Below are 23,109 nucleotides of genomic sequence, written 5' to 3'. Positions count from 1 at the left end.
AATTAGTGCTCCCCTGCCAAAATTTGAATACCTGTAGTGTTAACTCCACCTTGGCGTACATCTAAATCAACTGTATTTAAGACGTTATTGGTTTCAGGCAAATAACGAGGTCGTTTGAATTGTATGGCTTGTAAATACGCTGCAGGGGTTAACAGATAAATATCAGCTGTGGTCACAGCGGTGGTATCCACAAGTTTGTAGTTTTGAGCATCTAAGCCACCTAGACTTAAACCTGTAATCGATACATTTTTTGCTTGCCCTGTGGTCGCACTGTCAAATTGTCCTGTTGCTGTTGCAACGTTTAAATTATCCCCAGCGTAGATGCCGTTGAATTGTGCGTTGCTGAGATTAAGCTCAGCGGCAGTTAATCCATTATAAGTACGATTGTTGGCCGTAATTCCAGCGATGTTTTGAATATTGGCTTGGCGAATATCTGCCGTAGTTTGTGCAGTGTTATTCACCAACTCGTAGTTGTGTGCATCTGCACCACTTAAACTGACACCCTGAATCGAGACTTGTTTTGCTATACCCACATTTTTATCACTGAATTGTCCAGTTGCTGAAGCAACTTTCAATTCATCGCCTGCAACCATACCAGTGAATTGTGCTGATCCAGTATTTAATGTTGCGTTGGTGGTTGCATCATAAATACGATTATTGGCGCTAATGCCTGTCACTTGGTTAATTTTAGCTTTCGCAATATCCAATGCACCATCAACAAAAGTTAGCTCATAATTTTTGTCTACACCCGTTGCGCTATTGGTGTATTTGCCAGCATCTTTGCCGGTAACCGTTGCGCTTACACCAGATAATACAGATTCTGTCTCTCCATTGACTAAACCAGAAGCAGTAAAGCCAGCAGCCGTTTGGTTTTTACCGTTATAGGTGGTTGATACACTATTGGCTGTTACGGAGGCTTTGGCTTTAGCAATATCCAATGAGCCATCAACAAAACTTAACTCGTAGTTCTTATCTAGACCCGTTGCAGTATTGGTGTATTTGCCAGCATCTTTAGCGGTAACCGTTGCAGTTACACCTGACAATACCGATTCGGTTTCACCATTGACTAAACCAGAAGCACTAAAACCAGCAGCAGTTTGATCTTTACCGTTATAGACTGTATTTAAACTATTGGCGGTCACAGTGGCTTTGGCTTTAGCGATATCTAAAGAGCCATCAACAAAACTTAACTCATAGTTTTTATCTAGACCCGTTGCAGTATTGGTGTATTTGCCAGCATCTTTAGCGGTAACCGTTGCACTTACACCTGACAATACCGATTCGGTTTCACCATTGACCAAACCTGTCGCACTAAAGCCAGCAGCAGTTTGATTTTTACCATTATAGGTGGTTGATACGCTATTGGCGGTTACGGTGGCTTTGGCTTTAGCAATATCCAATGCACCATCAACAAAACTTAGCTCATAGTTTTTATCTATACCCGTTGCAGTGTTGGTGTATTGACCTGCATCTTGAGCAGTCACCGTTGCACTGACACCTGAGAGTACTGATTCAGTTTCACCATTGACCAAACCTGTCGCACTAAAACCAGATGCGTTTTGGTCTTTGCCGTTATAAGTAGTTGATATGCTATTGGCTGTTACGGTGGCTTTCGCTTTAGCAATATCTAATGAGCCATCGACAAAACTTAACTCGTAGTTTTTATCTATGCCTGTTGCAGTATTGGTGTATTGGCCTGCATCTTTAGCAGTCACAGTTGCCGAAACACCGGATAAGACTGATTCAGTTTCACCATTGACCAAGCCTGTTGCAGTAAAGCCAGTAGCTGTTTGATCTTTACCATTATAAGTAGTTGATACACTATTGGCGGTCACAGTGGCTTTAGCCTTAGCAATATCTAATGAGCCATCAATAAAACTAAGATCATAGTTCTTATCTAGACCCGTTGCAGTGTTGGTGTATTGACCTGCATCTTTAGCGGTAACCGTTGCAGTTACACCTGAGAGTACTGATTCGGTTTCACCATTGACCAAACCTGTCGCACTAAAGCCAGCAGCTGTTTGATCTTTACCGTTATAGACTGTATTTAAACTATTGGCGGTCACCGTGGCTTTAGCTTTAGCAATATCCAAAGAGCCATCAACAAAGCTTAGCTCATAGTTTTTGTCTAGACCCGTTGCACTATTGGTATATTGACCTGCATCTTTAGCAGTCACCGTTGCACTTACACCTGACAATACGGATTCGGTTTCACCATTGACCAAGCCTGTTGCAGTAAAGCCAGTAGCTGTTTGATCTTTACCATTATAAGTAGTTGATACACTATTGGCGGTCACAGTGGCTTTAGCCTTAGCAATATCTAATGAGCCATCAATAAAACTAAGATCATAGTTCTTATCTAGACCCGTTGCAGTGTTGGTGTATTGACCTGCATCTTTAGCGGTAACCGTTGCAGTTACACCTGAGAGTACTGATTCGGTTTCACCATTGACCAAACCTGTCGCACTAAAGCCAGCAGCTGTTTGATCTTTACCGTTATAGACTGTATTTAAACTATTGGCGGTGACAGTGGCTTTAGCTTTCGCGATATCTAAGGAACCATCAACAAAACTTAGCTCATAGTTTTTATCTATACCTGTTGCGGTATTGGTGTACTTGCCAGCATCTTTAGCGGTAACCGTTGCACTGACACCTAAGAGTACTGATTCAGTTTCACCATTGACCAAACCTGTTGCACTAAAACCAGCAGCAGTTTGATCTTTACCGTTATAGGTGGTTGATACGCTATTGGCGGTTACGGTGGCTTTAGCTTTAGCAATGTCTAATGAACCATCAACAAAGCTTAAATCGTAATTTTTGTCTAGACCCGTTGCGGTATTGGTGTATTGACCTGCATCTTTAGCAGTCACCGTTGCTGAAACACCTGACAATACCGATTCAGTTTCACCATTGACCAAACCTGTTGCACTAAAGCCAGCAGCCGTTTGATCTTTACCGTTATAAGTAGTTGATACGCTATTGGCGGTCACAGTGGCTTTAGCTTTCGCGATATCTAAAGAGCCATCAACAAAACTTAACTCATAGTTCTTGTCTAGACCCGTTGCAGTATTGGTGTATTGACCTGCATCTTTAGCAGTCACCGTTGCTGAAACACCTGACAATACCGATTCAGTTTCACCATTGACCAAACCTGTTGCACTAAAGCCAGCAGCCGTTTGGTCTTTACCGTTATAAGTAGTTGATACACTATTGGCGGTGACAGTGGCTTTAGCTTTCGCGATATCTAAGGAACCATCAACAAAACTTAGCTCATAGTTTTTATCTATACCTGTTGCGGTATTGGTATATTGACCTGCATCTTTAGCAGTCACCGATGCGCTTACACCTGAGAGTACAGATTCTGATTCACCATTGACCAAACCTGTTGCACTAAAGCCAGCTGCTGTTTGATCTTTACCGTTATAGGTGGTCGATACGCTATTGGCGGTTACGGTGGCTTTAGCTTTGGCGATATCCAAAGAGCCATTAACAAAACTTAGATCATAGTTCTTGTCTATACCTGTGGCGGTATTGGTGTAATGACCTGCATCTTTAGCAGTCACCGTTGCACTTACACCTGACAATACGGATTCGGTTTCACCATTGACCAAACCTGTTGCAGTAAAGCCAGCAGCTGTTTGATCTTTACCGTTATAGGTGGTTGATACACTATTGGCGGTTACAATGGCTTTGGCTTTGGCAATATCTAAGGAACCATCAACAAAACTTAGCTCATAGTTTTTATCTATACCTGTTGCGGTATTGGTATATTGACCTGCATCTTTAGCAGTCACCGATGCGCTTACACCTGAGAGTACAGATTCTGATTCACCATTGACCAAACCTGTTGCACTAAAGCCAGCTGCTGTTTGATCTTTACCGTTATAGGTGGTCGATACGCTATTGGCGGTTACGGTGGCTTTAGCTTTGGCGATATCCAAAGAGCCATTAACAAAACTTAGATCATAGTTCTTGTCTATACCTGTGGCGGTATTGGTGTACTGACCTGCATCTTTAGCAGTCACCGTTGCACTTACACCTGACAATACCGATTCAGTTTCACCATTGACCAAACCTGTTGCACTAAAGCCAGCAGCTGTTTGATCTTTACCATTATAGGTGGTCGATACGCTATTGGCGGTGACGGTGGCTTTAGCTTTCGCAATATCCAAAGAGCCATCAATAAGCGTCAGATCATAGTTCTTGTCTACACCTGTTACTGTGTTGTTGTATTTGCCTGCATCTTTAGCAGTCACCGATGCGCTTACACCTGAGAGTACCGATGTATCTTCACCATTCACCAAACCTGTTGCACTAAAACCAGTAGCCGTTTGATCTTTACCATTATAGGTGGTTGATACACTATTGGCTGTTACTGTCGCTTTAGCTTTAGCAATATCTAATGAGCCATCAATAAGCGTCAGATCATAGTTCTTATCTACACCTGTTACTGTGTTGGTGTATTTGCCTGCATCTTTGCCTGTGACAGTTGCCGAAACACCTGACAATACAGTTGTAGTTTCACCATTGACCAAGCCTGTTGCACTAAAGCCAGCAGCTGTTTGATCTTTACCGTTATAGGTAGTTGATATGCTATTGGCGGTGACGGTGGCTTTGGCCTTAGCAATATCCAAAGAGCCATCAATAAGCGTCAGATCATAGTTCTTGTCTACACCTGTTACAGTGTTGTTGTATTTGCCTGCATCTTTAGCAGTCACCGTTGCAGTTACACCTGAGAGTACAGATTCAGTTTCACCATTGACCAAACCTGTCGCACTAAAGCCAGCAGCCGTTTGATCTTTACCGTTATAGGTGGTTGATACGCTATTGGCAGTTACTGTCGCTTTAGCTTTCGCAATATCTAATGAGCCATCAATAAGCGTCAGATCATAGTTCTTGTCTACACCTGTTACTGTGTTGGTGTATTTGCCTGCATCTTTACCTGTGACAGTTGCCGAAACACCTGACAATACAGTTGTAGTTTCACCATTGACTAAGCCTATTGCACTAAAGCCAGCAGCTGTTTGATCTTTACCGTTATAGGTGGTTGATACGCTATTGGCGGTGACGGTGGCTTTCGCTTTCGCAATATCCAAAGAGCCATCAATAAGCGTCAGATCATAGTTCTTATCTACACCTGTTACTGTGTTGGTGTATTTGCCTGCATCTTTGCCTGTGACAGTTGCCGAAACACCTGACAATACAGTTGTAGTTTCACCATTGACCAAGCCTGTTGCACTAAAGCCAGCAGCTGTTTGATCTTTACCGTTATAGGTGGTTGATACGCTATTGGCGGTTACTGTCGCTTTAGCTTTAGAAATATCTAATGAGCCATCAATAAGCGTCAGATCATAGTTCTTGTCTACACCTGTTACTGTATTGTTGTATTTGCCTGCATCTTTGCCTGTGACAGTTGCAGAAACACCTGACAATACAGATTCAGTTTCACCATTGACTAAACCTATAGCACTAAAGCCAGCAGCCGTTTGATCTTTACCGTTATAGACGGTATTTAAACTATTGGCCTTTACAATGGCTTGCGCTTTGTGAATTGTGGCACTTAAACCTATAGGCTGACTAAAAATATAATTTCCAGCATCCGCACCTGTTAAGTTATAGCCTGTTACGATCACAGACCGGATTCCTGCATTCTTATCTGTAAATGTGCCTATACCACTACCAGTCAATCCAACAAAGTCTCCAGCAAACGGATTGATTGAAGCAGTGCCATTTAAGGTCGCAATAGCCAAACCATCATACGTTTTATCTGCAACACTTATTCCATTAATGGTTAAAACTGCAGGCGTTATATTGGCTTTAAGATTTGTCGGCTGTAGCAAGGTGTAATTTAAAGCATCTGTTCCAGTCAGCGTATAACCCGACACAATCACATTTTTATTATTGCCCACATTTTTATCAGTAAATGATCCAAATCCAATACCCGAAAGTGTCACTGAATCACCTGACAGCACTGTCACTCCCGCAGTACCCGATAAGGTTGCTACTTTTGATGTATCATAGACCTTGTCAGCAGCGCTCAAGCCATTAATATTTAAATCTCTTTTCGCGATTGTTAATGAACCTGAACCACCATTTTCTTTATAAATTACATCATCGCCAAACTGTGTTGTATTTGCCGCGATTGGAACACCACTAATCAGAATTGAGCCATCATTTAAACTATAAATCCCTGCATTTTTACTGGTTGTTTTATAATTCAGCCCTGAAGCCAGCGTTCCAGAAGCTATCGATCCATCATAAATTTTGTCAGAAAAATTAGCGACAATTTCTGTGACCAAGGGCTTTAGGAAATGACGTAGTAACGGCGCAGATCGTCCTTCATAAATACGCCAAACTTTTCCTGTACCACCTGCATCATCAATATCCCAACCTGCAAAAGTTGAAATTTGCTGAAGTTCTGTTGTGGTTTTTCCTACACCACCCGCACTGCTTGTTCTCCCAGAAGTACTGGTGTTCCAGAAACTATTTGTGGCTATACCATTACCACCACCAACAAGACCACCAACATACTGCCCCCCAGTTACACTTCCTGAAGAATAATTTTTGTCAACACTGCCACCATTGAAACCCACCAATCCTCCAACATACTGACTTCCAATAACAGTACCTGTTGCATAAGAATTGTTAATTTGTCCTGATATACCACCAATTAAACCGCCAACATAATTATTTCCTGTCACCGCGCCTGTTGCAAAAGAAGAACTTACAACACCATCACTATAACCAACCAGACCGCCAATATAATTATTATTCGAATATTTTCCTTTTACAGTTACATTGGCATAAGAATTTAAGATATTTCCTGAATTATAGTTCCAACCCACCAATCCGCCATAGTGCTCGGTATTACCTGTGACTAAGCCTGCATTGACATAAACATTATTAATCGTGCCTAGATTAATCCCCACAATACCGCCTGTTTTTCCATAACCTGAATAACTTATATTATTCAGTCCAACATTTTGTATAAGTGCATCCTGATGCGTAATCGCAAACAGTCCAATGCCCTGATACATAGAGTCAATACTTAATCCACTAATCGCATGACCTAATCCATCAAACCGTCCACGAAAAGCCTGTTGTGAGAGATCCGTTGGACTCAAATTTGCATTATAAAAGCCAATTGGGTCGAATCCGGTATAACCATTCCACAGCCCCGTACTACTGGCATCTATGTCTGCACCCAACACATAATTACCACTCAGGTTCCCGTTGATCCCTTGTAAATCTTGACTTGTTGTCGAACCCTGTGCACCCAAAGCCGTAATGACTTGATAGTTAATGGTAGCAGCCGTGCCTTTTTGGGTACTAAAATTCTGTCCAACCTTTAAGTTTATTTTTGCGCCATTGTTAATATAATAATTTGCGCTGGTATTGGCCGTGTTTTGTCCATATATCAAATTAAGTTTGCCACTGTTATTGGTCGCTGTAATGTTGGCATTAATGTTGATGTCATTTTGTGCATTTAAAGTCAGACTGGTCGCACTCCCCCAAGTTACATCAGCATTAACATTGATATCACCCTTTTGGTTACCTGTAGAGCTAGTTAGCAATATGACATTACTGGTTGCAAGACTGCTTGCTAAAGTGGTTGCGCCTATGCCGCTACTGCTTGCTGATGCATTACCCGAATTAATACTGAAATCGGTAGGGTCGATCAACCAGTTTCCGATTTTCCCGCCCTCAGAATGAGAGGACACCACCGTACTATTCTCAATCTTTACTTGAGCTGCGGAGGTTTCAATAAACCCACCATCTTGACCATTTTTCCCTTCAGCTTTAAGCAGGCCACTGACATTTGTTTCACCATTTTGCATATCACCTAACAAAATGATTTCACCTTTGGCATTTTGGCTTAAGCGATTGGCTTCAATAATCCCGCTATGATTGACCACGGCTTTACTTAAACTGTCTTTGGCTTTTGCAGTTAAATATACAGCCCCATTATCGGCAAGGATTGCACCGCCATTGTCTACTAAACCTTTGAATACCCCTTGATCAACTTGGTACTGAGTGAGTGAACCATCCTGTAAAGCAAGAGTGACTTGACTAGCAGCGGTGAGATGAGTAACGCCATTCGGTGTCACAATAGAGCCGGTATTTTTAACATTGGGCGCAATCAGCGCAACAGTTCCACCTGATAAAGTTTGAATAGTACCGTTATTCTCTATCGTTGCTGTGCTATTGGCATTGGCTTTTAAAGTATATTTTCCATTTTGAATATCCGCATCATTCAAACTTAAAGTTGAAGCAACCAAACCGCCAACATTCACTTGAGCTGTCTTAGAAAAAACCACACCATTTGGATTGAGTAAAAACACCTGCCCATTGGCATTTAAACGCCCCATAATCTGCGATGCATTGCTATCCAAAACCCGATTAATGGCTATAGATGACTGGTTTTGCTGATTAAAATTAACCGTTGCATCTTTACCAATATTAAAAGTATTCCAGTTGGTCGAAAGGTTTTGACTATTTTGATGAATATTTAAAACGTTGCCATTTTGGGAAATGTTGGCTGAACCTTGAGTGATATTGGCGCCTGTAGGCAGTTCAGTATTAGAAATTGCGGCATAAATCGATAACGGCAATAAAGCCAGCCCCAAAAAAGCCAATCGGATTAAATTTATCCCTGATGCTTTGTGAACACCGCCCTTCAGTGCGTTTTTATGGTCTACAGTACTTTGTGAAGTGCCATGATTTTTCGCCAATTCTGAAACGGCTTGCCAACACCTAAGTTGTGAATTCCAAATAACTTTATAAATTTTGTTCATGATAATCCCCAAATCTACTTTTTAATCAAATATCAATCATTAGATCAAATGGGGGAATAGAGAGATATACCTGAAATTGGGTATTTTGCACGTATTAATTCACTTTATAGATAACCCAATAAACACTGAATGAAATTATTCAGCGTTTATTGGAAAGAAAGCCCTATGCATCAGTTTTAAGCTAAACAAGCACTGTAAAAAACCATGTTTCAATAAAAAAGCACCCGTAGGTGCTTATCTGCTTATTTTCAATCAAAAGGTGAGTAATTGTGGATCAAACAAATCTTTGATCAGATCAAATTGCAATACAGGTATATCTTGCGCTGATAGATTTTCGGCTTGATTGAAAGCGACCAATTCAGTATTTTTAGCATCATCGACAACGGTTGTAGCACTTTGATCAATTGTTTGAGCAAGCACACCATCAATCTGATTTGTAGTTAAATCATTGACTGAAGTCTTTGCCAATAATTCATCGACTGAAATGGCCGTGCTGTCATAAGAATTGGTATTGGCTAGCTTGATATTGTCAACCTTGATATCGTCAACTTTGGTATTCTCAAGCGCATCTTGCAGTACAGTCGCTATGCTTGTACTGAGAATAGCTGAACTGCCAGCTATAGCGGTATGATCTAAATCTGAAACATTTGAATTGAGCTGCGAGAATTGATTTTCTATTGGTGTCGATTGATCGAATACTTGAGCGCTACTTTCTGGCTCAGAATGTAAAACACCTGATCCAATCGCATCAGCACTTTTAGCTGAGTTAATATTTGAATCAGCTAAATCAGCATGAAAAGCTGACGCTTCATCAAAAACTGCCATTTTTGCGGCGATTTCGACTACAGTAAATGTTCGCGCATCACTCACTAAACTGGTATTCCCTGCTTTATCCGTTTGTACAGTGGTAATACTGTGACTCCCCAGAGTTAAATCATAAGCAAAACTATATGACCATTTACTATCTGCACCGACTGTGACCGTTCCAATCGCCTGATTATTGTCATAAATAATCAAAGTTGCCCCAGCTTCTCCGGTTCCCGAAATCACAGGGCGCTTGTCATCTGTCGTCCCATTTGCAGCAACAGAGCCTACAGTTGCCCCCACATCATCAACCACATCTGTGATTTTCGGACTAGCAGGCGCGGTTACATCTTTGGTACCTGTTACAGAGCTAAGCACTGACTGATTTCCAGCTGCATCTGTTGCATATACACTGCCAACTTTTGCTTCGGTCAAAGCTGTTGAAAGTGTGACAGAATAATTTCCATTTGCATCCGTTGTTGCTGTGCCTAATAATTTATTGGCACTGTCATAGACTGAAATTTTGGAGTTTGCTTCAGCGGTACCCGTGATCACAGTGCCTTCAGCATTTAAATTGGCCACGGGTTTATCTGGCGCTAAAACATCTTGTCCAGCTTTAATTTCTACAGCACTCGACTTATTTCCAGCAGCATCTTCAATAATAATTTTGCCAGTCTTGCTTGCATCTAAAGCAGGAGAAATGGTGATATTGAATTTACCATTGGCGTCTACCGTACCCGTTGCAATCACCACACCTGTTGAATCTTGAATAATCACTTTAGCATTTGCTTCTGCGGTTCCGTGTATTGAAGTCCCTTCTTTAGATACCTCAAACTTGGGTTGATCAGGTGCGATAGTATCTTTACCCACTTCAATATTATGTTTTTCTGATTTATTTCCAGATGCATCAATCGCTTCGACTGTACCAATCTGGCCTGTGGTTAAAGCAGGAGAAATGGCAACAGAAAATTGTCCCTGCGCATTGGCTTTAGCAGTACCAATCAGGTGACCTGCTGGGTCATATACATTAATTGTGGCATTCGCCTCTGCTTTACCAGTAACAATATTTCCTTGCTCATTTAACTGCCCTTGAGGCTCATTGGGTGCAATGGTATCTTTCGTGCCAACAACCGAGGTATAGGTTGAGGCATTTCCAGCTTTGTCTTTTGCATTGATATAATAAGTATTGTTGTTTAGCAAAGCCTCTGGCAATGTCAAAGAATAATTGCCATCTTTATCGACCACTGCTGTGGCAATCACTTTCTGGTTTTTATCAATCACATAAATAGTCGCACCCGCTTCAGCGGTACCCTTAATTTCAGTCCCCTCTGCATTCAAAGTTGCCGTCGGCGTTTTCGGTGCAATAATGTCGGTAATACCCTTTGATTGATTACTGCCCCCATCATCAATCAATGCCAAACCTAAACCAATTGCAGAAACAAGACCAACGCCTGCTTTCACTGCACTTGAAGAAAATAGATTTGAAAATGAAAACTCAGGTGTTGAATCTTCATAAGCAGAGACTTGTTGAACAGCCGTAGTATTGGCGCCCTCATAGAGTAAAGTGTCAAGTTTTTGCAAACCGCTATAGTCTGTAAATTTTCCATTGGCATCAAAGTGAGCAAGCGAGAAACTTCCATCCGCTTTGGGGAAAGTTAAAGAATGCATTGTGGTTGAATTGGCTTGAAAAAAACCTTCTAAAACAATTTGCTCACCATTATTTAAACTAATAATCAGCTTATCGCCTAATCGCTCTAGTGTTTTCACATCTTGTTGTGTGACACCAATTTGAATAATAGCGGGTTGATCTAAACTGACCGTTTTTGCTTGAGAATCCTGTAGTAATATTTTGTCTTGTTTTGCAGCGACGACTATTCTTGTCATTTATACCTTCTATTGATTTAAAGTGTATTTTTTGAAAATTATACAGAAGGTATTTATATATACAAACGACTTAAACTGATTTCTGAATTATTTATAAAAATATAAAATTCAGATACTTAAAAATAAGTAAGATAGCGCACAAAATCTTATTTAAACAATAAATATCCAGCATTCTTATTGTTCAAATACAACTTCACTCTTTAGCAAAGCGCTTGAGCAAATTGTGGGACATCATCCAAAATTTCAAACCAAGCAGCTTTGTTGTCAGTAAATGCATGTGAAACAATCTTGCCTTGAACAGCTTCATTTACAATGCCTACACGTAATCTCACTACATCAGGTAGGTCTAAACGCGCACTAAATAATGGGGAGGCACATCTTTTACAGAACGTTCGTTTTTTATTTTCAGTGGCATAATATTCTTGAAATAATGGCTGTCCTTGAACAATCTCTAAATCTTTAGTCTGAATAGGAGCAATCGCCACAAATGCTGAACCTTGGGCTTTTTGACATTGCTGACAATGACAGACAAATATTTGAGGGATTTCACTATGAATTCTCAGTTGAATACCACCACAAAGGCATGAAGCTGTATACATTTTTTATTCCTCTATATTGTGAGTAAACTCATTTTATCGATCAATTGTAACGCTTATAACTTATAAATAATCAAATGGATAACGTGAAAAAAGTTCAGGATGGATGCGATTCACGGTATCTTGAAATTGCTCCAACTCAATCGTAGACAATGGATTTTTATCCAAGTGTTGTTCCAGCGCTTGCAGAAGTAAAGCAAATTGTAAAAATTGAAAAAAGTTGATTTGCATCGACTGAAACTGATCGCGTTTTAAATTCTCATCTAAGTCCATACCTAAATCATGATCATAGAATAAAATATCAAAACTATTCCGATCTAAAAACCATTCATCACCTTGACCTGTACGACCAATTTTCCATAGTTGTTGGGATAAATTTTCCACATGCTCTGCGAAATACTGGTTTTCCTTTATCGTAGTTTCATAGCCAAATAAATCAATATCAGGGGTAATTTCAGTATCGCTACACTGTCCTAAAAATTCGAGATAATAAGGAACTTGAAGAAAAGGCACAATACTTTGAATGGGCTGAGTTCGCAGATTGAATAGATTAAGTATCTGTTTAAAATTGGTATGCAGTTCAAACATTATACGATCTCAAAGGTTGTTTTTTTGTTCTAAGGTTTTTGTTCTAAGCTTTTTGTTCTAGGTTTTTTGTTCTAAGTCATGTGCTCGATAGGACTTTAACGCCTCAATTTCAGTATAAATGCTCGCTTGCAATTGATCACGAAATACAATCATATCATCGATGTTTTCTATCTGGTCAATAGATAACCGTGGCATAAATTTAAAATAAAAAGGGATTCGCTTTGGAATAATATGCTTCGGAATCGAAGGAATAACTTCACCTTGTCTAAGCAATGAACCTATTTTGGGATTTGATAATATTTTATTAAACCACTTTTGTTTAAGCAGTACGTTTACGTCAAAAGCTAAATCAAAAACTTCATCACCACCTAAAGCCACAAAAGGAGCAATGTCATAACCAAATTCCTGAGCCAACTTTAAGAAACCAAAGCGTTGCTTCCAGATCAGTTGATAGGCTTCACCTTTACGTTTAATGACTTCTCGACCGCCGCCTGGAAAAACCAGAATCGAATAACCTTGTCGCATCGCTTCTTTGGCATATTCTTGTACACCATCAACCCCACCAACACGTTTAACCACTTCTTTCCAAATCGGAATATGAAAATGCATATGATCAGCTAAACTGACCACTGCGATTTTATGTTCTGTAAATAAATAATCAATCAGAATCGGAGAATCTAAAACACCATAGATGGTGTGATTACCGACATACATGGCTGGTTTATTCGGTACTAAATTTTCAGTACCTAAAAATGTTGGACGAAAGTAAAAGCGCTGTAAGCTACTTATTAATCGAATCAGTTTAGCGTTGTGTCGTATTTTCAAGGTTTTTTCAGTCATGCTGTATCTCTACAAAATACTTTTCAACATTATTTGATCTTAGCCTTAAGCATATGACTCCTCCATTTTCAGGGAAGAGCTTTACACAAATAAAATAACTTAAACTCTGGACAATCTCCCCCCTCTTGTTCAAAGTAGCTGAACTGCGCATTTCGCGGCGCAAGGAGGGAGATTTTATAAAATTATGATTTAAGCAACATGCTTTTGCACAAGGATTGAACCCACAGAATAGCCTGCACCAAATGAACACAGCACACCATATTCACCATCATTCACCTGATCCGCACTACGATGTAATGCAATGATCACACCTGCTGAAGACGTATTGGCAAACTCATCTAAAATGATTGGTACCAAATCAGGATCCGCTTCTGCAACTTCTTTGCCGACAATGAGTTTTAAAATTAATTCATTCATATTGGCATTGGCTTGATGCAACCAAAAACGTTTTACGTTTTCAGGTTGAATACTGTTCTTTCCCAATTGTGTAGAAATAATTTTCGCAACCAATGGACACACTTCTTTAAATACTTTGCGGCCATCTTGACGGAATTGCTTATCATCACGAGAAGTTAATTCTGAACCATTTAAGAAACCAAAATTATTTCGGATGTTATTGGAGAATTGGGTAAACAAATGCGTATCTACGATTTCAAACCCTGTTTTGCTGTCCGTTTCTTCAATAATTGAAGCTGTTGCAACATCACCAAAAATAAAGTGACAGTCACGTGAACGATAGTCAGTATGGCCTGAGGTAATTTCCACATTAACCAATAACACACGACGTGCACCCGTTTTTACAGCATCATAGGCTTGTTTTAAACCAAATGTAGCAGCTGAACACGCCACATTCATGTCATAGGCATAGCCCTGAATACCCAATGCAGTTTGAATTTCAATTGCAACAGCAGGATAAGCACGTTGTAAATTTGAACAAGCCAAAATCACCACATCGATATCTTCCGCAGTTACGCCTGCATTTTCCATCGCTTGTTTTGCTGCAATTACGCCCCACTCTGCTTGGATTGAAAGCTCTTCATCTGAACGTTCTTCTAAACGTGGACGCAAGCGATTAATGTCTAGGACACCTGATTTTTCAATGACATAACGACGCTTTACGCCTGAGGCTTTTTCAATAAATTCTGCACTAGAACCACGACGGGCAACAACTTCACCCGCTTCAATTTTTTCAGCATTTTCACTGTTAAATTGTTCCACATAAGCATTTAAACAATCCACCAATTCTTCATTGGTAATCACTTCTTCAGGATGGTACAAACCTGTACCTGTAATACGGATGCCCATGTAAAACTCCTTTTTTAAACTCACAAATATTTCAAATTATTTCTATTCTAACCGATTCCAAGCTTTTCCCATACTTTTTGTATTCTGGTTGACGAAATCGGCATCTTGGTTTTCATTGGTTGAGAAAATAATGAAATACGTAGTTCTTCAACCATGAAGTAGACTTCTTTAACACGAACATCCGACTTAAACTTAAACAGTTTATCCATCCAAGGATCGACTTCTTTAATTGCAGCATCATCACGATTTAGATTATTCGGCAATCGATCTAAACGCAATAACAATGCTTTTAAATAACGTGGATATTCCTGCCAAATATCGGAAGATTTTGAATAAACAAAATTGGATAAGTTCATTAAATCCAGTTGATCTTCAATATCATTCATATTTTTAGCAAATACATCTTGATCCAACATCAGCAATTGCTGGCGTATTTCCTGCCATTGAATATAAATTTCACTGATCAGCTTTAATGCTTCCTGACCATGACTTAAAAATGACTTTTTCACATCTGCCATGACTATCGCAAATTCTTCAGCATTAATGGGTAAATCTTGAATTGCCATTTGTAATGTTGCGTACACCAACATTTGCTCAAGTTGTGCTTTATCGCCCAAAGGAGAATATGCCAATGCCAGTGGCTTGGAAATTTGCTTTTTCAATTGACGAATCAAATCCCCCAATTGCATATGAATCAAACGAATCACGCCTTCACGATGCTGCTTAATCGCTTCACTTTGATCATTAAAAGTCTGAATCACAATACCAGAGTCATCTTTCAACTCTAACTTAGCAAAGTCTTTGCTTGGGACCAGTGCCTGATATTGTTTAACCACAACCCCGGTTACTTTCTGAGATGCTTCAAACACGAAGCTTTCAGGGAAAGTAGTAAACTCACCTTTTAACTGTTTGACCGGACTGTGTGTTTCAGTACGACAACGTGCTTTAAGTTCGGCAAGATCACGACCTTTTTCAATCACGCGGCCTTTTTCATCAATTACTTTGATAAATGGAATTAAGTACTGATCAATACGTTCAAAAGAAAAATCTTTACTGGTAATTTGTTCACCACGTAATTGAAATGCCAAAAACTCAAAAATATGCTGATGCAAATGTTGTGCATCAATTGCTTTGATCAATTTATTGGCTGTATCTGGGATCGGCACCAAATTTCGACGTTTATCTTTTGGTAAGGCTTTTAATAACGCTTCGATTAAATCCAAACGCCAGCCCGGAATCCCCCAAGACCAAATATTTTCATCAACTTGCGCAAAGGCTTGTACCGGAATTTTTACTGTTGCGCCATCTTCATCATGACTTGGATCAAAACGATAGCTGGCAGCTAAACGTAATTGTCCATTATGTAAATAATCTGGAAATTGTTGCGTGGTTGGACGATCATTCATCCATAAATCATCATCATCAACAAACAGATAACGAGGATTCTGCGGCTCTACTGTTGCTCGCCAATCTTCAAAACTACGCCGACTGGCAATTTCTGTAGGTACTTTTGCGGCATAAAACTGATAAATGGTTTCTTCATCGACGACCAAATCACGACGACGCAGTTTGTCTTCCACACGCTCAACTTCTTCAAGCTTTAATAGGTTGTGTTTTAAGAATGGTGGCGTTGTTCCCAAGTTTCCTGTGGTTAGTGCATCTCTTAAGAAAATTTCATGCGCAGCCAATTGGTCCACTTTTTCATAGTTGGTGGCGCGTTTCGGTTCAATGATCAGCCCAAATAATGAAATCTGATCATAAGCATTGACCACACCCGGTTTTTTCGCCCAATGTGGCTCAAAATAATGATGTTTTAATAAGTTAGGTGCAGCTAAAAGAATCCACTCAGGCTCAATTTTTGCCAGTGTGCGTAGATACACCTGTGAGGTTTCGACCATTTCAAATGCCATTACCCATGGAGTATTGGTTTTATGTAAGGTCGATGCAGGAAAAATTCGGGCTTTTTGCTGACGAACTGCCATAAAAATATTACGTTCGTCAGTTTTATTGGCAATAAAGGACAATAATCCTGTCAATAAAGCACGATGTAAATTTTCATAACTGGCTGTCTTTTCATTGAATGAAAGTTTTAAACCTTGTGCTAAATCCAGTAATTGTTCATGCGTTTTCTTCCACTCGCGTAAGCGCAACCAGCTAAGAAAATGCTGTTTGGCAAAATTACGTCTTTTGCTTTCACTTAAAGTTTCACGATTTTCAGTCAGTGTATTCCACAGTTTAATATAAAATAGAAAATCTGAATCTGCTTCTTTAAATAATGCATGTTTTTGATCCGCCTGCATTTGCTTATCAGCAGGACGCTCGCGTGGGTCTTGTACTGCAAGCGCCGCAACAATAATCAAAACTTCATTCAGCACCCCAAAATGAGCACCACCGAGAATCATCCGTGCAAGGCGTGGGTCTATTGGCATTTTTGCCATTTGTAGACCGATTTTGGTTAAACTGTTGTTTTGAAGTTCGGCTTTTTTAGTAGCAGGTTGAGCAAGGTTTTTTGCTTTAGCACCAGCTACAGCTACAGCTCCCTGTTGGGAAACTGCACTTTCACTTTGTGCAACCACTTGAGGAAGATTATTTGAATTTTGCACTTCATGGATAGCACCTAATTCAATCAGCAACTTACGTCCATCATTGACCAAACGATGGTCTGGTGGCTCAATAAAATCAAAATCTTCTACAGCACCTAAACCGAGACTTTGCATCTGTAAAATAACCGATGCTAAATTGGTTCGTTTAATTTCGGGTTCAGTAAAATCTGGACGACTTTGAAAATCATCTTCACTGTATAAGCGAATGCAAACACCTGGTGCAATACGACCACACCGTCCTTTACGCTGGTTTGCAGCAGCTTGAGAAATCGCTTCAATTGGTAAACGCTGCACCCGTGAACGATAGTTATAGCGAGAAATACGCGCAAAGCCACTGTCGATCACATAACGAATATTCGGTACAGTCAATGCTGTTTCAGCGACGTTGGTCGCGATAATAATACGTCGCCCACCACCAGAGGGATTAAAGATTTTCTGCTGTTCGGCCAAAGCTAAACGTGCATATAAAGGTAAAATTTGCGTGTGTTTAGGACCAAATTTTTGTAAGGTCTCTTGTAATTCTCGAATTTCTTGTTCAGTGCTTGAAAAAATAAGAATATCCGCATGTTCAGGATGTCCTTTAGATTCAGCATCCTTAAAACATTCTTCTACAGCTTGTACCACTGCACGTGGTAAATTTTCCTCAAAATCATCAAAGTCATCATCATCACTGCCGCCGATCGTCATCTCAGAAATTGGACGATAACGCAGTTCTACTGGAAAGCTACGTCCTTCCACTTCAAAAATCGGTGCGCCATTAAAATATTCGCTAAAGCGATTCACATCTAATGTTGCTGAAGTAATAATGATTTTTAAATCAGGGCGCTTTTTTACCAGTTGCTTCAGGTAACCCATGATGAAGTCAATGTTTAATGAACGTTCATGCGCTTCATCAATAATAATCGTGTCATATTTATTTAAATAACGATCATTAGAAAGTTCAGCAAGAAGAATACCGTCCGTCATTAAGCGAACGATCGAATCATTTGATCCTTGCTCATTAAAACGCACTTTAAAACTGATGCTTTCACCCAGCTTTTCACCAACTTCTTCAGCAATACGTTGCGATACACTTCGTGCTGCCAGACGTCGAGGCTGAGTATGACCAATCATCCCAGTTAAACCACGACCTGCAAGCATTGCAATCTGTGGCAATTGCGTGGTTTTACCAGAGCCTGTTTCCCCTGCAACAATAATAATCTGATGCTTTTGAATCGCTTCAATCAGTTTATCTGCATACTGGGTAACCGGTAGATCCTGATTGAGTTTAATTGTGGGTAGACTGGCTAATCTTTTTTTGACTTGATGGTTTGATTTCTCAAACAGTTCTTGGAATTTTTCAGGATGAGCATCTTTTCCTTTTTTCAGTCGATTTAAACGATGGCGATCTCGTACCATAACCCATTGATCGACATTTAACTGATTTGGCACAGATGCATTATCCTAATACTTAAAATTGAACGGAATATTTTACGCTGTAAAGCACACGAGAGATAGTCCAATCAAAGTGAATTCATGTTTACGTTATACATGTATTATAAAAATAATATTTAAAAGCTGCTAAAGTTCACTCAACCAAGCAACTGTCTGTGGCTGCAAATACTCATATAGACCTAGATCTGTTGCGGTTGATCTACATCAATCAGGTAGCTTGAGGTGATGCTTAAGTACAAAACAGCAGCCACCCATATCATTTGCACGCTATACAACATTGAAATGTGATGGAGTTAAAATTCAATTTATCTTATATGAACAAATTCTATACATTGAAATAAATTTTATATCTTTTTTAGAAATCGCCCTTGAAATATAGCCCCAGAAGCATCATGTTTGTAACAGATTAAAAAAGGATGCTTTGTCATTCAAACATCATCTTTATTTGCTTTAGTTGATGAAATACTGACAAAACAACGGTTTTTGGTGAAATGTATCTGGAGCACGCTAATTTGATTTTCCGATCTTAGCGATAAAAAAATACTATTTCCCCAATAATCTAAAATTCATTATTCTAGTTAAATATTAGATAAACACCTCAATCATGGAGATAATGATGAGCTTAATTAATACTGAAGTTAAACCTTTTAAAGCACAAGCTTTCCAAAACGGCCAATTCATCGAAGTTACAGAAGCCGATCTTAAAGGTAAATGGTCTGTAGTTTTCTTCTATCCAGCTGACTTCACTTTTGTTTGCCCAACAGAACTTGGTGACCTTGCTGACAACTATGCTGAATTCAAAAAATTAGGCGTTGAAATCTACTCTGTTTCTACAGATACACACTTCACGCACAAAGCTTGGCACGATTCTTCTGAAGAAATCAAAAAAATTGAATATGTAATGGTTGGCGACCCAACTTGGGTTCTTGCTAAAAACTTCGAAGTTTTAATTGAATCTGCTGGTCTTGCTGATCGTGGTACTTTCGTTATCGATCCTGAAGGTAAAATCCAAATCATCGAAATCAATGCTGGTGGTATTGGTCGTGATGCTTCTGAACTTCTTCGTAAAGTTAAAGCAGCTCAATATGTTCACGGTCATCCTGGCGAAGTTTGCCCAGCGAAATGGAAAGAAGGCGATGCAACTCTTGCTCCTTCAATCGACTTAGTTGGTAAAATCTAATTCTTAAATTAGATTAAACACATAAAAAAACCACGCTTTTTAGCGTGGTTTTTTTGCATTAGATTTTATGTATAGTTTTTTGTGTTTGTAAGTTTTTATTTAATGCGACCAAATTGCAATTTCATATCCATCTAAATCTTTAAAATGAAAACGACGTCCACCTGGAAAACTAAAAATCTCTTGTACGATGGTTGCACCCGCCTCTTTCACACACATTAAGCTTTGTTCTAATTGGGCACTATACAAAACAATTAATGCGCCACCAGAACTTTGCACATCATCAGATTGAGCAAAGCCCCCTTTTATCTCCCCTGAATCAAACTCACAATATTCAGGACCAAAGTCGGTGAAAGTCCAGCCTAAGTTTTGATAAAACCTTTTACTTTGTTCGACATCTTTCACCATAAATTCAATATAGTTAATGGAAATTTTTTGACGAGCCGCTGACTGATCCATCGATGTTTCTCCTTAAATTTATAAAATATTGTTCTATAGAAAACAAAAAATGAGTCAATTGATAATACAGTTAAACCACTGAATATAGGATAGCAAAAAATTATTTTTGCGTTGTTCTACTCAAACGATCAACTTGCTTGAGTAACTCAGGAATACGATATTCCCCGTACATGGACTGTACATTATGTTTTGCTTGCACTAATTCTATGCCGATGGCAGAGACATATAATGGCTTAACACTTTGTCCACGTAAAATTTCATATTCCTTTGGTGTTCCTCTAAATTCATTTTTGGCCACCCCAATCACAGGGATTTTATCAACTAAGGCAGCATATAAGTGCTGTCCTAAACCTGCTGTTTGTTCAGCGCCTAAATAGACATAGCCATCAATCACAATCATATCGATGGGTTCTTTCACCAAATCCAATAACGTTAAAATACACGGCAATTCACGTTTATAAAATTGACCTGATTCATAGTCAGCAATTGGTTTGATGGTGATATGGTAATGATTCAATACAACTGAACTCGCCCAAGATTCAAATACTACACCAGCAACTTGTGCAGAGTTATCTGTATAGGCAACGTCTATTGCAAGAATCATGATCTACCTCTTAATGACTAATTAATGACTAAAATAAAATGCCAATTTTCTCATTTACTGATGATTTTTTAAGTGTTTATCTTGCCCAGAATCTGTAATGTCAAAATATGAATATCTTTAGCAGAATATAAACAGCTTTATTTACAAAACCACTATACATTTCTTTAAGTGAATAGACTAATTTCAAAAGATACAGAATACATTTTTCTGTAAAACAATCAAAAGTTTAAGGGGTTGCTTATGGGATCAATGATTACCGTGACTTCTTGGAAGTACAATGCTTCTTCACGGTATTTAAAAATTTTTTATAACAATGGTTCTGGTGAACTTTACCATCCTGTCCCAGAATTTATATACAATAATTTACTACGATGTAGTGATAAAACAGCATTCGTGCATAAATACCTAGAATACGATTTACATTTTAAGCGACTTTCAATTTTATAGTTTTTTTAGAACTGTGCTTTTAAAGCAAAGTCAGGGAGATTTCTCCCTGATGTAAAAACTCGATTAGTTTTTAAATGTCACCACAAACAGACCAGACCCAATCGACAAGGTTGTGGTCATAAACCTTTCATCTCGTTTAACTTCCATGATAAAGCTCTTTACTTCAGCAGCATGTGATATCACATTATCTACAATCAATACCCCACCATGCTCTACAAGCATCTTCTGTAGATACACCCAGTAATTTAAATAAGCATTGCGTTCAGCGTCCAGTAGAATAAAGTCATATTGTTCCTGACACTGTTCTAAGTATTTTTGCGCATCCCCTACCCAAAAATCAATCACGCCATCAACCTGTAACTCTTGAGCATGCAGTTGCGCTTGCTGAGTTCTTTTTTCATCGATCTCTAGCGTTGTCACCTTGGCACCTGTGACTTTGGCTGCATCCGCAAGCCACAATGTAGAGTAACCTGTTGATGTCCCAATCTCTAAAATTTTCTTAGATTGCTGAATTCGCACTTGCATGGCTAAAAACAATGCTGATTCAGGTTCAATATTTCGATAGCGTTTAATACGATCACACTGTGTAGCATCAAACTTAATAAAGGATTGATATAGTTCATTCAATCGTTGCAAAAATGGGTTACTTAAACTCATGTTTAGATCTTCCTTTTCACTATCATTGTTATTATTTCAATCATTTACGTCATTGCTATGACAATACATAGCTTTTGACAAGTTACATCGTTACGGTTTATTTCGTGACTTTATCATTCGGTAAAATCTAGCAAGTACAACTCAAACCTCATGTAAAAATTCAAATCTCGCTTGGACTTGACCATCTTCTAATGTGACCTGCTCACAAAACATTTCATAAGGTCGAACCCAGATTGAATAATCATTATATAAACATCGGTAAACCACAACTTTTTCACGGGTTTCACTGTGTGTTGCGACATGAAAGACTTGGTATAAATTACCTTTATAATGTTTATAAATTCCAGCTTTTAACATCTACACTCAACACTCTAAATACGATATCTATGTTATACAGGATAGCCAAAGAAAAAACTCGTCCGTAGACGAGTTTTTTATGCTTTTCAATTTTTAAATTAAGAAAAGTCTAAGCCTTTTTCAAATGCTTTTAACTCGTGGCGAGCCATTGCTAAGTTTGATTTAGAACGATCTAAAACAAGATAAAGGAATAAGTTTTCATTTGAATCAAGTGGGCGAATCAAATGATACTGTTTACCTAATGTAATTAAAATATCTTCAATTACATCATCTAATTTCAGTGCTTTTGCTACTTTACGCTTAGCACGAACAACTTCAGTATTACCTGCAGCTGCTAATTCTAAGTCTAAACCTGCACCTGCAGTCGCTAAAGATAAACCACTTTCGCTATCTACTAATGCAGCACAAACGAAACCATCGATATCAGTTAATTGATCTAGTGTAATACGAGCCATGAGCATCCCCGTTTCTTTCGACATTGTTGTTCGCTTTAGTAATTCAATTTTTATTTTGCTTTACTAAAACACTTTACTATTTAGCTAAAAATATTCATTTCTAA

At 39.0% G+C, this 23,109-nt stretch carries 14 protein-coding genes; 2 read left to right on the top strand and 12 right to left on the bottom strand.

The annotated features are described in order from the left end of the window. Positions 1 to 2 precede the first annotated feature (2 nt). The 7 genes from MTO68_RS07805 to MTO68_RS07775 form a co-directional block, all read right to left on the bottom strand. Positions 3 to 8,795: an MBG domain-containing protein gene (locus tag MTO68_RS07805; RefSeq protein ID WP_244015553.1), complete on the bottom strand. Its 8,793-nt coding sequence runs from the start codon at positions 8,793 to 8,795 to the stop codon at positions 3 to 5. A 252-nt stretch (positions 8,796 to 9,047) separates the two neighbouring features. After that, the gene (gene blp2 / locus MTO68_RS07800) at positions 9,048 to 11,483 is read right to left on the bottom strand and encodes an Ig-like repeat protein Blp2 (RefSeq protein WP_244015552.1); all 2,436 of its coding nucleotides are present in this window, start codon (positions 11,481 to 11,483) and stop codon (positions 9,048 to 9,050) included. Positions 11,484 to 11,683: 200 nt separating this feature from the next. Beyond that, the gene (locus MTO68_RS07795; protein ID WP_244015551.1) at positions 11,684 to 12,082 is read right to left on the bottom strand and encodes a GFA family protein; all 399 of its coding nucleotides are present in this window, start codon (positions 12,080 to 12,082) and stop codon (positions 11,684 to 11,686) included. Between the two features lie 60 nt (positions 12,083 to 12,142). Beyond that, positions 12,143 to 12,667 carry a hypothetical protein gene (locus tag MTO68_RS07790; RefSeq protein WP_244015550.1) on the bottom strand — a complete coding sequence of 175 codons (525 nt, stop codon included), beginning with the start codon at positions 12,665 to 12,667 and terminating at the stop codon, positions 12,143 to 12,145. 57 nt (positions 12,668 to 12,724) lie between these two features. Further along, complete coding sequence (locus MTO68_RS07785; RefSeq protein WP_244015549.1) at positions 12,725 to 13,507, bottom strand: lysophospholipid acyltransferase family protein; 783 nt, start codon at positions 13,505 to 13,507, stop codon at positions 12,725 to 12,727. 189 nt (positions 13,508 to 13,696) lie between these two features. Then, positions 13,697 to 14,812 (bottom strand): beta-ketoacyl-ACP synthase III, encoded by a 1,116-nt coding sequence (locus tag MTO68_RS07780; protein WP_244015548.1) that lies wholly within the window; start codon positions 14,810 to 14,812, stop codon positions 13,697 to 13,699. A 47-nt stretch (positions 14,813 to 14,859) separates the two neighbouring features. Next, positions 14,860 to 18,846: a DUF3418 domain-containing protein gene (locus MTO68_RS07775; protein WP_244015547.1), complete on the bottom strand. Its 3,987-nt coding sequence runs from the start codon at positions 18,844 to 18,846 to the stop codon at positions 14,860 to 14,862. 619 nt (positions 18,847 to 19,465) lie between these two features. On the opposite strand from MTO68_RS07775, the gene ahpC reads away from it, so the two are divergent. Beyond that, a complete protein-coding gene (gene ahpC, locus MTO68_RS07770; RefSeq protein ID WP_004721823.1) occupies positions 19,466 to 20,029 on the top strand; it encodes an alkyl hydroperoxide reductase subunit C in 564 nt (187 codons plus the stop codon). A 99-nt stretch (positions 20,030 to 20,128) separates the two neighbouring features. Here ahpC and MTO68_RS07765 read toward each other — a convergent pair whose 3' ends face one another. Both MTO68_RS07765 and MTO68_RS07760 read right to left on the bottom strand, forming a co-directional pair. Then, positions 20,129 to 20,485, bottom strand: a complete 357-nt coding sequence (locus MTO68_RS07765; protein WP_234622836.1) for a VOC family protein — start codon at positions 20,483 to 20,485, stop codon at positions 20,129 to 20,131. Between the two features lie 100 nt (positions 20,486 to 20,585). Continuing rightward, on the bottom strand, positions 20,586 to 21,089 hold the full coding sequence (locus MTO68_RS07760) for an endonuclease V (protein WP_239046056.1): 504 nt from the start codon (positions 21,087 to 21,089) through the stop codon (positions 20,586 to 20,588). Positions 21,090 to 21,329: 240 nt separating this feature from the next. Here MTO68_RS07760 and MTO68_RS07755 point away from each other — a divergent pair, with 240 nt between their 5' ends. Continuing rightward, positions 21,330 to 21,536, top strand: coding sequence for a KTSC domain-containing protein (locus MTO68_RS07755; protein ID WP_004721830.1), 207 nt, complete (start codon positions 21,330 to 21,332; stop codon positions 21,534 to 21,536). 63 nt (positions 21,537 to 21,599) lie between these two features. On the opposite strand, the gene MTO68_RS07750 is transcribed toward MTO68_RS07755, so the two are convergent. The 3 genes from MTO68_RS07750 to MTO68_RS07740 form a co-directional block, all read right to left on the bottom strand. Next, positions 21,600 to 22,193, bottom strand: a complete 594-nt coding sequence (locus tag MTO68_RS07750; protein ID WP_244015546.1) for a class I SAM-dependent methyltransferase — start codon at positions 22,191 to 22,193, stop codon at positions 21,600 to 21,602. A gap of 141 nt (positions 22,194 to 22,334) precedes the next feature. Further along, positions 22,335 to 22,550: a DUF1653 domain-containing protein gene (locus tag MTO68_RS07745; RefSeq protein WP_244015545.1), complete on the bottom strand. Its 216-nt coding sequence runs from the start codon at positions 22,548 to 22,550 to the stop codon at positions 22,335 to 22,337. Positions 22,551 to 22,648: 98 nt separating this feature from the next. After that, on the bottom strand, positions 22,649 to 23,005 hold the full coding sequence (locus tag MTO68_RS07740; protein ID WP_004721834.1) for a hypothetical protein: 357 nt from the start codon (positions 23,003 to 23,005) through the stop codon (positions 22,649 to 22,651). Between the last annotated feature and the right edge of the window lie 104 nt (positions 23,006 to 23,109).

Source organism: Acinetobacter sp. NyZ410, from assembly GCF_022828975.1.
Taxonomy (GTDB): domain Bacteria; phylum Pseudomonadota; class Gammaproteobacteria; order Pseudomonadales; family Moraxellaceae; genus Acinetobacter; species Acinetobacter guillouiae.
The sequence above is the reverse complement of the archived record's forward strand: the minus strand, read 5'-3'. Positions and strand labels throughout refer to the sequence as shown.